Source organism: Paragemmobacter straminiformis, assembly GCF_014243445.1.
Taxonomy (GTDB): domain Bacteria; phylum Pseudomonadota; class Alphaproteobacteria; order Rhodobacterales; family Rhodobacteraceae; genus Paragemmobacter; species Paragemmobacter straminiformis.
This window is the reverse complement of record NZ_JACLQD010000001.1, coordinates 1-13,764: the sequence shown is the minus strand read 5'-3', so window position 1 is coordinate 13,764 and position 13,764 is coordinate 1. Positions and strand designations below refer to the sequence as shown.

The 13,764-nt window shown below is 68.8% G+C and carries 8 protein-coding genes; 2 read left to right on the top strand and 6 right to left on the bottom strand.

The genetic code is table 11. The features are described 5' to 3' along the window. Window positions 1–168 precede the first annotated feature (168 nt). Complete coding sequence (locus H7F16_RS00040; RefSeq protein WP_185795516.1) at window positions 169–2,595, top strand: ATP-dependent helicase; 2,427 nt, start codon at window positions 169–171, stop codon at window positions 2,593–2,595. A 292-nt stretch (window positions 2,596–2,887) separates the two neighbouring features. On the opposite strand, the gene ptsP is transcribed toward H7F16_RS00040, so the two are convergent. From ptsP to purD, 4 genes are all read right to left on the bottom strand, one after another. Beyond that, entirely contained in the window at window positions 2,888–5,131 is a 2,244-nt protein-coding gene (gene ptsP / locus H7F16_RS00035) for a phosphoenolpyruvate--protein phosphotransferase (RefSeq protein ID WP_185795515.1), read from the bottom strand. 316 nt (window positions 5,132–5,447) lie between these two features. Beyond that, a complete protein-coding gene (locus H7F16_RS00030) occupies window positions 5,448–6,710 on the bottom strand; it encodes an aspartate kinase (protein ID WP_185795514.1) in 1,263 nt (420 codons plus the stop codon). 140 nt (window positions 6,711–6,850) lie between these two features. Further along, window positions 6,851–8,368, bottom strand: coding sequence for an ArnT family glycosyltransferase (locus H7F16_RS00025; protein WP_185795513.1), 1,518 nt, complete (start codon window positions 8,366–8,368; stop codon window positions 6,851–6,853). Next, entirely contained in the window at window positions 8,310–9,572 is a 1,263-nt protein-coding gene (gene purD, locus H7F16_RS00020; protein WP_185795512.1) for a phosphoribosylamine--glycine ligase, read from the bottom strand. The genes H7F16_RS00025 and purD overlap by 59 nt, the downstream gene beginning before the upstream one ends. An 840-nt stretch (window positions 9,573–10,412) precedes the next feature. Between purD and xseA the strand changes: the two genes are divergently transcribed. After that, a complete protein-coding gene (gene xseA, locus H7F16_RS00015) occupies window positions 10,413–11,969 on the top strand; it encodes an exodeoxyribonuclease VII large subunit (RefSeq protein WP_185795511.1) in 1,557 nt (518 codons plus the stop codon). A 126-nt stretch (window positions 11,970–12,095) separates the two neighbouring features. Here xseA and H7F16_RS00010 read toward each other — a convergent pair whose 3' ends face one another. Beyond that, window positions 12,096–12,509, bottom strand: coding sequence for a hypothetical protein (locus H7F16_RS00010; protein WP_185795510.1), 414 nt, complete (start codon window positions 12,507–12,509; stop codon window positions 12,096–12,098). A 53-nt stretch (window positions 12,510–12,562) separates the two neighbouring features. Next, window positions 12,563–13,585 carry an alkane 1-monooxygenase gene (locus H7F16_RS00005; protein ID WP_185795509.1) on the bottom strand — a complete coding sequence of 341 codons (1,023 nt, stop codon included), beginning with the start codon at window positions 13,583–13,585 and terminating at the stop codon, window positions 12,563–12,565. Between the last annotated feature and the right edge of the window lie 179 nt (window positions 13,586–13,764).

Below are 13,764 nucleotides of genomic sequence, written 5' to 3'. Positions count from 1 at the left end.
GCAAGGGGCGTATGCGCTGCCAAGTGAAGGAAATGCGACACTCGGGCGCTGCGACAAGGTGCGCAGGTGCGTTCTTGAGCGATCTTGACGCGCGGGCGAGGGCGGAGCGGCGAACATTTGGGGAACATCGCCCTTTTCCTTTGGGCCGGATGCCGCTAGACTGGCTGTATGAGCCAGTACGACGAAAACGACGCTTTCGAGGCTGCGGCCATTCCCCTGTCGCAGCGGGCCGTCGCGGCGCGGCCGGCGCGCTATATGGACGATCTGAACCCCGAACAGCGCCGCGCGGTCGAGGCGATGGACGGCCCTGTGCTGATGCTGGCGGGGGCGGGGACGGGCAAGACCAAGGCGCTGACCGCGCGGATCGTGCATCTGATGCGGATGGGTCGGGCAAGGCCGAACGAGATTCTGGCCGTGACCTTCACCAACAAGGCGGCGCGCGAGATGAAGGAGCGGGTCGGGCGCCTTTTGGGCGAGGTGGTCGAGGGGATGCCGTGGATGGGCACCTTTCACAGCCTGTCGGTCAAGATCCTGCGGCGGCATGCGGAACTGGTGGGGTTGAAGTCGAACTTCACGATTCTGGATACAGATGACCAGATCAGGTTGCTCAAGCAGTTGATCGTGGCCGCGAACATCGACGAGAAACGCTGGCCCGCGCGGATGCTGGCCGGAATGATCGACGGATGGAAGAACCGCGCCCTCACGCCCGAGCGCGTGCCGTCGGGCGAGGCGGCAGGCTACAACAACCGCGGGACCGAGCTTTACGCGCAATATCAGGAGCGGCTGCGGACGCTGAACGCCACGGATTTCGGCGACCTGCTCTTGCACTGCGTGACGATCTTCCAGACGCATGGCGATGTGCTGGCGCAGTATCAGCGCTGGTTCAGATACATCCTTGTCGACGAATATCAGGACACCAACGTTTGCCAGTACCTTTGGCTGCGCCTGCTGGCGCAGGGCCATCGCAACATCTGCTGCGTGGGCGACGACGACCAGTCGATCTATGGCTGGCGCGGGGCCGAGGTGGGCAATATCCTGCGGTTCGAAAAGGATTTTCCCGGCGCTGTGGTGATCAAGCTTGAGCAGAATTACCGCAGCACGCCCCATATCCTTGCCGCCGCGAGCGGGGTGATTTCGGCCAATGCGGGGCGGCTTGGCAAGACGCTGTGGACCGAGGCGCAGGCGGGCGAGAAGGTGCGGCTGATCGGCCATTGGGATGGCGAGGAAGAAGCGCGCTGGATCGGGGAAGAGATCGAGGCGCTGCAACGCGGCACGCGCGGGATGGGGACATACGGGCTGGAGGATCAGGCGATTCTTGTCCGTGCGTCGCACCAGATGCGGGCCTTCGAGGACCGCTTCCTGACCATCGGCCTGCCCTATCGCGTGATCGGGGGGCCGCGATTCTACGAGCGGCAGGAAATCCGCGATGCGATGGCCTATTTCCGGCTGGCGGTCAGCCCCGAGGACGATCTGGCCTTTGAGCGGGTGGTCAACCTGCCCAAGCGGGGGCTGGGCGACAAGGCGCAGGCCGATATCCAGCGGACGGCGCGGATGGCGGGTGTCAGCTTGCACGAGGGCGCGCGGGAGCTGGTTGCAAGCGGCGGGATCGGCGGCAAGGGGGCTGGGCAACTGCGCGCCTTTGTCGAGGGGATCGACCGCTGGCATGCGCTGACGCTGGGCGCTGCGCGGGTGGTGGGCGGTGAGGATGACGCGCTGGTCGAAGAGATCGGGGCCGCGCCGAAGCCGATGGACCATGTGCGGCTGGCCGAGGTGATTCTCGAGGAATCGGGCTACACGGCGATGTGGCAGAACGACAAGACGCCCGAGGCTCCGGGGCGGCTCGAGAACCTCAAGGAACTGGTCAAGGCGCTGGAGCAGTTCGACAATCTGCAAGGGTTCCTCGAACATGTCTCGTTGATCATGGAGAACGAGTCCGAAGAGGCGCTGGAAAAGGTGTCGATCATGACGCTGCATGCGGCCAAGGGACTGGAGTTTCCGGTGGTGTTTCTGCCGGGCTGGGAGGACGGGCTGTTCCCGAGCCAGCGCAGCATGGATGAAAGCGGGTTGAAGGGGTTGGAGGAGGAGCGGCGTCTGGCCTATGTGGGCATCACGCGGGCCGAGGAGGTCTGCACGATCTCCTTTGCGTCGAACCGCCGCGTCTATGGCCAGTGGCAAAGCCAGTTGCCAAGCCGCTTCATCGACGAATTGCCCGCCGCCCATGTCGAGGTGCTGACGCCGCCGGGGCTGTATGGCGGCGGTTTCGGCGCGGCGGCGGTGAGCTATGGCAGCACGTCCTTTGACGACCGCGTGGGCAAGGCGGATGTCTACAACTCGCCCGGTTGGCGGCGGATGCAGGACCGTGCGGCGACCCGTCCCGTGGCCCAGCCGCGCGAGGCGCGGGGCATCGTGATCGACGCCACCGCCGTATCGGCCTTTGCCGAAGGGGACCGCGTGTTCCACCAGAAATTCGGCTATGGCATCGTGATCGGGATCGAGGGCGACAAGCTGGAGGTCGATTTCAGCAAGGCCGGCGTCAAGCGCGTGGTGGCGGGTTTCGTTGTCGATGCCGATCAGGCCGACGACCTGCCGTTCTGAGGCGGGGCACGATTTTTCTGCGAAAAATCGGGGCGGCCCGCCCTGACAGCGGCCCGCCCTGACAGCGGTTCGTCCCGACCGCGTTTTGCGGCCGCCGCCGTGCCTGCCAGCGGCGGGTGGCTGTGCGGGCGGGTCGGGGTGCAACGGTGGTCTGACGGCTGTTTCGGCTGTGCTAGCCGCCCCGATTCCCGAAGCGAGATGCGCCCCGATGTCTGCAAGGGGAAGGGCGGGAGCCTTTGGTCGGTCGGGGGCGCCTTGCCCCGATGCGTGGCACCTGCGCGGGGTGGCGGGGTTATTCGGGCTGGTCGGCCAGCCAGTCCATCAAGGCGGGGCGGATGGTTTCGTGGCCCTCGGCCATCGCCCTGTCGATGACGGCATTGGCTTCGGCCAGATCGACGCGGCGCAAGAGCGCCTTGATCGGGCCGATCGAGGCGGGGCGCATGGACAGCGTGCGCAAGCCGCGCGCCGCGAAGGCCAGCGCCTCGACCGGGCGGCCCGCATCCTCGCCGCAGAAGGAGAGCGGCGTTCCCGAGGCGGCGCAGCGGGCGATGATATGGTCGAGAAAGCGCAGGAACGAGACGTTGAGCGTGTCGTAACGGCGGCGCACGCGTTCATTCTCGCGGTCGGCGGCGAAGAAGAACTGCTTCAGGTCGTTGCCGCCGATCGAGACGAAATCGGTCAGGTCGAAGAAGGCCTTGGGCGCATAGGCAAGGCTGGGGGTTTCGAGCATGGCCCCCACCTCGACCGTTTCGGGCACGGGGTGGCCCATCGCGGCTTCGCGGTCGAGTTCGGCCATGACGACATCGCGGGCGGTGACGAATTCGCCGTATTCGGTGATGAAGGGGAACATGACCGACAGCGGACGCCCCTTGGCGGCGCGGATCAGCGCCTGCAACTGCATCCGAAGCACGCCCGGCTTGTCGAGCCCCACGCGGATCGCGCGCCAGCCCATCGCGGGGTTGGGTTCGTCCTGCGGCTTCATGTAGGGCAGCACCTTGTCGGAGCCGATGTCGAGGGTGCGGAAGGCGACGCGCTTGCCTTTGGCCGCGTCCATCACGCGGGCGTAGAGGGCGGCGAGTTCGGCGCGCTGGGGCATCTTGTTGCGGACGAGGAATTGCAGCTCGGTCCGGAAGAGGCCCACGCCTTCGGCCCCCGAGCCGTCGAGGCTGGGCAGGTCGGCCATGAGGCCCGCGTTCATCATCAGGCTGGTGACGGTGCCGCATTTCGACTGGGCGGGCAGGCCGCGCAGGCTGGAATAGCGTTGCTGGGCGGCGGCTTGCATCGCGATCTTGTCGCGGAAGGCGCGGGCCACGGTTTCCTCGGGGCGGAGGTGGACGATGCCCTGATCGCCATCGACGAGGATCGGGTCGCCGTTCAGCGCCTCGGTCACGATGCGGTCGGCGTGGATGACGAGCGGAATGGCCAGCGCGCGGGCGACGATGGCGGCGTGGCTGCCGACCGAGCCTTCCTCGAGCACCACGCCCTTGAGCTTGCGGCCATATTCCAGAAGCTCGGCAGGGCCGATGTTGCGCGCGACCAGCACCGGATTTTCCGGCATTTCGGCGCCTGTGTCGTGGCCCTGGCCCGTCAGGATGCGCAACAGGCGGTTCGACAGGTCGTCAAGGTCGTGCAGACGTTCGCGCAGGTAGGCGTCGGGCACCTGTTCGAGGCGGGCGCGGGTGGCGGATTGTTCCTTTTCGACCGCGGCTTCGGCCGAGAGGCCGAGGGCGATGTCATCCTCCATCCGCCGCAGCCAGCCACGGGAATGGGCGAACATGCGATAGGCTTCGAGAACCTGTTTCTGGTCCTTGTCGAGGCTTTCGGCGGCCAGAAGATCATCGACCGAGACCCGCAGTTGCCCCACCGCCGCGCGGATGCGTTCGATTTCGGTCAGCGGGTCGTCGGCCACGGGATTCGTCACCACGACGCGGGCTTCGTGCAGCCAGACGCGGCCTTCGGCAGCACCCTCTTGCCCCGTGCCGCCACGGATCATCACGGGTTGCTTGTGCAGCGCGCGCATCCCGTCGACATCGCCCGCGAAGAGGCCAAGCTCGGTCATTTCGGCCAGCACCATCGCCACGACTTCGAGGGCGTAGATCTCGTCTTCGGTGAACTGGCGGGCGGTGCGGGACTGGACGACGAGGACGCCGAGTTTCTCGCCCACGCGCTGGATCGGCACGCCGAGGAAGGAGGAGTAAATCTCCTCTCCCGTTTCGGGCATGTAGCGGAAGCCCTTTTCCGAGGGGGCGTTGGCGGTGTTGACGGGAAGGCCGGTGCGGGCGACGCGGCCGACGAGCCCTTCGCCCAGTTTCATGCGCGTCTGGTGGACGGATTCGGGGCGCAGACCCTCGGTGGCGCAGAGTTCGAGCGTTTCGGGGTCGCGGAACAGGTAGATCGAGCAGACCTCGGTTCCCATGCTGTCGGCGATGAGGTGGGTGATGCGGTTCAGCCGGTCCTGACCCTGACCGGGAATGGCGAGTGTGTCGCGCAGGCGGCGCAAGAGCTTGCGGCTGTCGCTTTCTGTCCGTTCCGGCATCATGCTCCGCCCGATGGTTGGGGGTTTAGCTGCGTTAGATCATAAAGGGGCGGGAAGGGAAACGGGGATGGTTAAGCCGCCGGTCGGGAAAAGGCGCGGGCGCGGGGCGGCAGGTCGGGAGCGGTAAGGGCGGCAGCCCGTGCCACGCGGCGCAGGGACGCCACCCGCCCGTGGCCCCGGGGGACGCCTTGCCGCAAGGGTAGGGTCGGGCAGGGTGGACCGGGGCCGGATTGTGCGCGGGCGTTCGGCCTTGCCGCAAAAGGCAAGGGGCGCGCATCGCTGCACGCCCCTTGGTTCACGCGGTGAGGCGGAAGCCTCAGGCTCCGGCCTTGTCCAGTTCGAAGGCGTCGTGCAGCGCCTGCACGGCCAGTTCCATGTATTTGCGGTCGATCAGGACGGAAATCTTGATCTCGGAGGTGGCGATGACCTTGATGTTGATGTTCTCGGCCGCGAGGGCCGCGAACATCTTGGCGGCAACGCCTGCGTGGCTCCGCATGCCGATGCCCACGACCGATACCTTGGCGACATCGGTGTCGACGTTGAGGTCGTCGTATTTGATCATGCCTGCGGCCTGGGCGTCTTCCATCGCCTTTTTCGCCCGCGCCACCTGATTGGTGGGGACCGAGAAGGTCATGTCGGTAACGGCACCCGAATGGCCCGCGTAGTTCTTTTCCGAGATGTTCTGGACGATCATGTCCACGTTCACCCCTGCCTCGGCCAGCGGGCCGAAGATGGCCGAGGCGACGCCGGGGCGGTCTTCGACGGTCACAAGGGTCATTTTGGCTTCGTCGCGCGAATAGGCGACGCCCGAGACGACTTTCGATTCCATGATTTCATCCTCGTCACAGACCAGGGTTCCAGAGTTTTCGTCGGTGTCCTCGAACGAGGACAGAACGCGCAGCCGCACCTTGTAGCGCATGGCAAGCTCGACCGAGCGGGTTTGCAGCACCTTGGCACCCAGCGAGGCGAGTTCCAGCATCTCCTCGAAGGCGATCTTCGGAAGTTTGCGGGCCTTGTCGGTGATGCGCGGGTCGGTGGTGTAGACGCCGTCGACATCGGTGTAGATGTCGCAGCGTTCGGCGCCGAAGGCGGCGGCGAAGGCGACGGCGGTGGTGTCGGAACCGCCGCGGCCTAGCGTGGTGATGCGGCCTTCGGGGCTGACGCCCTGAAAGCCCGCGACGACCGCGACCTTGAAGCCTTCGGCGAATTTCGCGTCGATGTTGGCGCGGGGAATGTCGATGAAGCGCGCCGAGGCATGGGCCGAGGTGGTCAGGATCGGAACCTGCCAGCCCTGCCACGAACGGGCGGGGACCTCCATTTCCTGCAAGGTCAGCGCCATGAGGCCTGCGGTCACATTCTCGCCCGAGGAGACCACCGCGTCATATTCGCGCGCGTCGTAGAGGGGCGAGGTCGCCTCGACCCAGCCGACGAGTTCGTTGGTCTTGCCCGACATGGCCGAGACGATGACGATCACGTCATAGCCGCGCTCGACCTCGCGCTTGACCTTGGCCGCGGCGTTCTTGATGCGCGCAAGGTCGGCCACCGAGGTGCCGCCGAATTTCATCACGAGAAGCGGCATGCGTCCCCCCCGCCAAGGCCATAATTCGCGCGCTTCTTATGCGGGGCAGCCGAGGCGTGCAAGGGCGGATCGGGCTGCCGCCGTGCGGGCGGGGGCGGAAAAACTTTCGGAGGAAAGTTTTTCGCGGGTGGTGCGGGCGGTCAGGGGTAGGTCCAGTGGACCCAGCCTGCGTCGCGTTCGGCGACGGTCAGGGGCAGGGCGCGGGATAGGGCCGCGTATTCCGTATCAAGGCAGAGGCCGCGCAGCGGGGGTGTCAGGTTCGCGATGGCGAGGGCCTTGGGCAGTTCGGCGGCGCTCCAGATGCGGCGGAAGGGCCGGTTGCCCGAGCCGAGCAGCCAGAGCGCGGCGGGGAAGATGATCTGGTCGGATTTCTCCCAGCCGCAGACCACGGGCTGTTCGGCGGGCGTCAGGCGGGCGTGGAAATGCGCGAGCAGCGGGCGGAAGGGGGCTATTCCCGCCTCGGTCAGGCCGGCGTCATGGGGCGATTTCAACGGCCCGCCGCTTGCGATGGTCAGGATCGCGGCGGCGAGGGGGCCGCTGTTGCGCGGCAGGGCGCAGAGGAGGGCGGCGGTGCCGGCGGCGGCGAGGGGCAGGATTTGCACGAGGTAGCGGTCGAACACCTCGCCTCGTGCCGCGGTGAGGGCGGCGAAGAACACCAGCACCAGCAATGCCGTGGCGCGGGCCTGCGGGCGGCGCTGGCCGAGGGCGGGGACGAAGGGGGCGCGGGCAAGGGAAAGGGCGGCAAGGGCAAGCGGGGCGAGGACGAGGGTGGTCCACAGCAGGACGCCGTCCTTTGCGGCCCATGTCGTCCAGCGCAGGTGGCGCGACCAGTCGGCGGGGGCTGGCGTGAAGCGCAGGAGGGTTTCGCGCAGATAGGCGACGCGCAGCGCATCCGGCCCGTGCAGCGCAAGGGTGACGAGGGGCCAGAGCGCAAGCAGGGCGAGGGCGGGGATCAGCGCGAGGGCGTGTTTGCCGCAGCGCGCGGGGCGGCCGCCCGTTGCGAGCATCAGCGCGGCAAGCGGCAGGGCGAGGGCCGCGACGGGCGCCTTTTGCAGCGCGCCAAGGCCGAGGGCGAGCGCCACGAGCCACCAGTAACGGGGGGTCTGCCACGCCGCGAAGAGTGCGGCGATGGCCGCAGTCAGCAGGAAGGCCGCGCCTGCATCGAGCATGGCCGAACTGGCCGAAATCCAGAACAGTGTCGAGGACAGCACAAGCACCAGTGCCACGGGGGCAGCAAGCGGATGGGGCGAAAGGCGGCGGGCCAGATGCGCGGTCAGCGCCAGCGTGCCCAGCGCGGCAAGAAGCGAGGGCAGGCGCAGGGCGAGCCTGTCGGACAGCCCCAGATGGACGAGGCCCGCCGAAAGCCAGTATTGCAGCGGCGGCTTCTTGAACACCGGCAGGCCGTTTTCGCGCAAGGTGAGCCAGTCGCCTTGCAGGATGCCGTGGACCCGCTCGGCGCTGTACCATTCGTCGTATTGCCACAGTTCTGCATGGGGCAGGCGGGGCGCGAGGCTTAGCAGGGCAAGCGCTGCGAGGGCGAGGGCCAGAAGCGTCGGGCCACGCCCCCCTGCTGCGGTCAGCCCCGCCACGACCGCACCGTCAGAGCGCGCGCCAGCCGATGTCGCGGCGGCAGAAGCCTTCGGGCCAGTCGATGGCATCGACCATCGCATAGGCGCGGGCCTGCGCCTCGGCCAATGTGGCGCCTCGGGCGGTGACGTTGAGGACGCGGCCCCCCGTGGCGAGGGTCTTGCCGCCTTCGGCGCGGGTTCCGGCGTGGAACACCATCTGCGACGAGGTTTCGGGCAGGGCGTCGAGCCCCCTGATCTCGGTTCCCTTGACATAGGCGGCGGGGTAGCCGCGCGCGGCCATGACAACGGTCAGGGCGTGGTCTTCGGCCCAGGTCACCTGCGCCTCGTCCAGCCGGCCTTCGGCGCAGGCGAGCAGCAGGTCGAGGGCCTGCGCGCCGAGGCGCATCATCAGCACCTGGCATTCGGGGTCGCCGAAGCGGGCGTTGTATTCGACAAGGCGGCCTTGTCCGTTCTCGATCATCAATCCGGCGTAGAGGACGCCTTGGTAGGGCGTGCCACGGCGGGCCATTTCGCGGATGGTGGGCAGGACGATTTCCTGCATGGCGCGTGTGGCGATGGCATCCGACAGGACGGGGGCGGGGGAATAGGCGCCCATGCCGCCGGTGTTCGGCCCCGTGTCGCCGTCGCCCACGCGCTTGTGGTCCTGCGCCGTGCCGATGGGCAGGGCATGGGTGCCGTCGGTGAGGATGAAGAACGAGGCTTCCTCGCCCGTCATGAATTCCTCGATCACCACTTCGGCCCCTGCGGCGCCGAATTCGCCGCCGAACATGTCGTCGATGGCGGCAAGCGCCTCGTCGATCGTCATTGCCACGATCACGCCCTTGCCCGCGGCAAGGCCGTCGGCTTTCACCACGATGGGCGCGCCCTGCGCCTGCACATAGGCGCGGGCGGGGGCGGGGGCGGTGAAGCGGGCATAGGCGGCGGTCGGGGCGGCGCAGGCGTCGCAGATTTCCTTGGTGAAGGATTTTGAGGCTTCGAGCTTTGCGGCCTCGGCCGAAGGTCCGAAGGTCAGGATGCCAGCGGCGCGGGTGGCATCGGCCACGCCTGCGGCAAGGGGGGCTTCGGGGCCGACGATCACGAAGTCGATGGCGTTCTCTTCGCAGAAGGTGACCACGGTCGCGCCCGAAAGGATGTCGATCTCGGCGCATTCGGCAAGCTGGGCGATGCCCGCATTGCCGGGGGCGACGATGAGGCGGTCGGTCTTGGGGTTCTGTTTGACGGCCCATGCAAGGGCGTGTTCGCGCCCGCCGCTGCCGAGGATGAGGATGTTCATGGGCGCTGCCCCCCTTGCTGGTTGGGTGGGCTATAGGGGGGGCGGGGCATCGGTGCAAGCGCGGGGCGGGCGGCGGGGGCGAAATCTGGCGCAGATTTCGCGACGATTTCTGACGCAGAAATCGGGCGGGCTGCGGAAATCGGGTGCGCCCTTGTCGCGGGCCGGGGGGCGCGGGGCGGGCGGGGCGGGCGAAATCTGGCGCAGATTTCGCGACGATTTCTGACGCAGAAATCGGCTGCGCTGTGGAAATCGGGTGCGCCCTTGTCGCGGGGCGGGGGGCGCGGGGCGGGCGGCGGGGGCGAAATCTGGCGCAGATTTCGCGACGGTTTCTGGCGCAGAAATCGGGTGGGCTGCGGAAATCGGCTGCGCCCTTGTCGCGGGGCGGGGGGCGCGGGGCGGGCGGCGGGGGCGAAGTCTGACGCGGATTTCGCGACGGTTTCTGGCGCAGAAATCGGGTGGGCTGCGGAAATCGGCTGCGCCTTTGTCGCGGGCCGGGGGGCGCGGGGCGGGCGGCGGGGGCGAAATCTGGCGCGGATTTCGCGACGATTTCTGACGTAGAAATCGGGTGGGCTGTGGAAATCGGCTGCGCATTTTTCGCGGGCCGGGGGGCGCGGGGCGGGTGGCGGGGGCGAAATCTGACGCGGATTTCGCGACGATTTCTGACGCGGAAATCGGGTGGCAGCGGAAATCGGGTGCGCCCTTGTCGCGGGCGGGGGCGCGCGGGGCGGGGCGCGGAATTTGCGTCAAATTCCGGCGCGGTTTCTGCGTCAGAAACCGCTTTGCGGTTTTCCTTTGCCTGCGGGCGACTTAACATTCGCGCACAAGCCGGAGACCGACGCAATGGATCTGTTCGAAGACCCCGCCCCCGCGCCGCAGGGAAACCAGCCGGAATATACCGTGTCGGAACTCTCCGGCGCGGTGAAGCGGGTGATCGAGGGCGAGTTCGGCCTTGTCCGCGTGCGGGGCGAGGTGGGGCGGGTGTCGCGTCCGGCCTCGGGGCATCTGTATTTCGACCTCAAGGACGACCGCAGCGTGATCGCGGCGATCAGCTGGAAGGGGCAGCTTTCCCGAATGCAGGTGCGCCCCGAGGAGGGAATGGAGGTTGTCGCCACGGGGCGGATGACCACCTTTCCGGGGCAGTCGAAATACCAGCTGATCGTCGAGGATGTGGCCCCTGCGGGGGCGGGTGCCCTGATGGCGATGCTCGAGAAGCGCCGCGCGGCGCTGGCCGCCGAGGGGCTGTTCGATGCCGCGCGCAAAAAGCCCTTGCCGTTCCTGCCGGGGGTGATCGGGGTGGTCACCTCGCCCAGTGGTGCGGTGATCCGCGATATCCTGCACCGCCTGCGCGACCGCTTTCCGCGCCATGTGCTGATCTGGCCCGTCGCGGTGCAGGGGCAGGCCTGCGCGCCCGAGGTGGCGGCGGCGATCCGCGGGTTCAATGCCATCGAGGCGGGGGGGCCGGTGCCGCGGCCCGATCTGATCATCGTGGCGCGGGGGGGCGGGTCGCTCGAGGATCTGTGGGGCTTCAACGAGGAGATCGTGGTGCGGGCCGCGGCGGCGAGCCGGATTCCGCTGATTTCCGCCGTGGGCCACGAGACCGACACCACGCTGATCGACTATGCCGCCGACCGCCGCGCGCCCACCCCCACGGCGGCGGCGGAGATGGCGGTTCCGGTGCGGCTGGAACTGCTGGCGGCGGTCGACGGGCTGGGCGCGCGGGCGATGCGGGCGGCGGTCTCGGGCGTGGGGCTGCGCGGGCAGCGGTTGCGCGATCTGGGACGGGCCTTGCCGCGGCTCGAGGCGCTGACGGGCGGGGCCGCGCAGCGGCTGGACCTGTGGGCGGGGCGACTGGGCGCGGGGCTGGGCATGGCCGCGGCGCGCAAGCGGCAGCGGTTCGAGGCGCGGGCGGGGTTGGTGCGGCCCGAGTTGCTGCTGGGGCTGGTCATGCACCGGCGGCGCGATCTGGCCGAGGCGGCGCAGCGGCTCGGGGTTGCGGGCGAGCGCTGGGCCGAGCGGAGGGCCGCGCGGCTTGAGGCTTTGGGCGCGCGGTTGCTGCCGTCGCTGGCGCGGGTGATCGGGGATGCCCTGCGCAAGACCCGCGAGGGCAGGGACCGGCTGGTCCCGCTGGCCGCGCGGCTTGAGGCGGCGCCTGCCGCGCGCTTTGCGGCGCTGGAGCAACGGCTGGATGCGCTGGACCGGACGCGGGTGACGCTGGGCTATGCCGAGACCTTGCGGCGCGGCTTTGCCGTGGTGCGCGGGGATGGCGCGGTCGTCACCGGAAAGGCCGCCGCGGAACGGGCGGCGGTGCTGGAGATCGAATTCGCGGACGGGCGGGTGAGGCTGGCCGCAGGCAAGGGCAAGGCGGGCGGCGACGGGGGGCAGGGGTCGCTGTTCTGAGCCGCGCGAAAGGGGGGGGGGCTTCACGCCCCCCGTCCATCGGTTCGGGGAACCGATGGCCCCCCCCGTGGAGTATTTCCGCAAGGCTGAAACGGGGCCGCAGGGCGAGGGTGCCGGGGGGCTGGCCTATGCGCCGAGGTCGGGGCCGGGGCAGGCGAGCGGCTTCGGGCTTTGGCTCACCTCGGACAGGTTGGTGTTGACCGGATCGTCAAGGAATTCGGCCCGCAGGCCCCGCGCCTCGCGGAAGAAGCGCCAGCATTGCGGGGTGGGGTCCTTGTCGTAGACGAAGCAGATCGCGCCGTCATCCTCGAACCATTGGCCGTATTGGCATTCCTCGCCCGAGAAGGTCCAGACGACGTGGCGGTCGGGGAGGTATTGTTCCGAGCCCCAGACCTCGCCGCCCTGGGCATAGGAGAGGGTCTTGCCGGTGGCATAGGCGGAGAATTCCTCGGCCGTCATGGGCACGTCGGCGGCGGGAGCGGCGAAGGCGGTGCCGGACAGTCCCAGTGCGACGGTGAAGGCGAGGGGGCGAAGGGTCATGGCAGCTCCGGTCAACTGGCGGGAAAATGCCAGAAAGGCGGGGCGATGACCAGTCATTGCGGTGGGCGGATGCGCGAAAGGTGGGGCCGCATGAGGCGGCGCCAGAGCGGCGGAACCAGTGCGATCAGGGCGGCAAGGGGCAAGGGCCAGGGCAGTCGCGGGGCGTCGGGCGGCAGGCGCAGCGCGGGGTAGGGGCGCTGCGGATGGGCGTGGTGGTCGGAATGGCGCGGGGCGTTCAGCAGCAGCGCCGAGGAGAACCAGTGCGCGGTGTTCCAGCTGTGCGCGGGGCCGACGGGTTCGGGGTGGCCATCTGCGGCGACGCTGCGGGTGAGGCCGTAGTGCTGGACGTAATCGGACAGGTGGATCTGCATCTGGGCGTGCAGGGCGAGGGCGGTCCAGACGGCGACGCCCGCAGCGCCGCCGACCGCTGCCGCGACGCCGAGGGCGAGGGCGGCGAGGCCGAGATAGGCGAGATAGGGGTGCAGGCGGTGCGGGCGGGCGGATTCGGCCCGCAGGCCCTGACGGAACCCCTGCCAGCCCGCGCGCAGCAGAAAGCGCCAGAAGCCCTCGCCCCGGCGGGCGGTGGCGGGGTCTTGGGCGGTGGCGACGTGGCGGTGGTGGACAAGGCGGTGGGACGAGGCGTGATGGCCGATGAGCAGGGCCGAGTAGACGAGCACGCCGAGGCGGAAGAGACGCCGGTCGCTGCGGTGAATCAGCTCATGCGCGGCGGGATGGGCGATCTGGCCGAGCCAGAGGCCGGTGGCTATGAGGAGTGCCGCCTTTTGCGGCAGGGTCAGGCTGCCCGAGGTGGCCGCATGGGTGGCCAGCACGAGAAGGGCAAGGGCCGAGAGGGCGAGACCTGCGAGAAGCGGATCGGCGGCCGGAAACTCGGCCCCTTCGGGGGCATCGGCTTCGACCAGCGGCAGGAGTTGGTCGAGCAGCAGCGAAAGCGCGCACATCCAGAAAAGGGCCGCCCCGAGCCAGAGGCCGCCGAGTGTCGCCCCGAGGCCGAGGAGGGCGGCGGGAAGCAGCGTCGCCACGGCAAAGGCGGCAAGGGGGAGGGGTTTGGCACTCATGACGCGACAAGGATAGCAGCGGATCGGTGCGGGGCAACGGGGATCGGCGGGGTTGGTTGTGTGGGGGTGGGTGAGGGGGAGGGGGGCGAGGGACGGCGTCCTATCGAAGGGCGCGAGGGGCGGGGGAGGGCGCGACGCGGTGCGAGGGGGAGGGAGGGACGGGAGGCGAGGGACGGGCG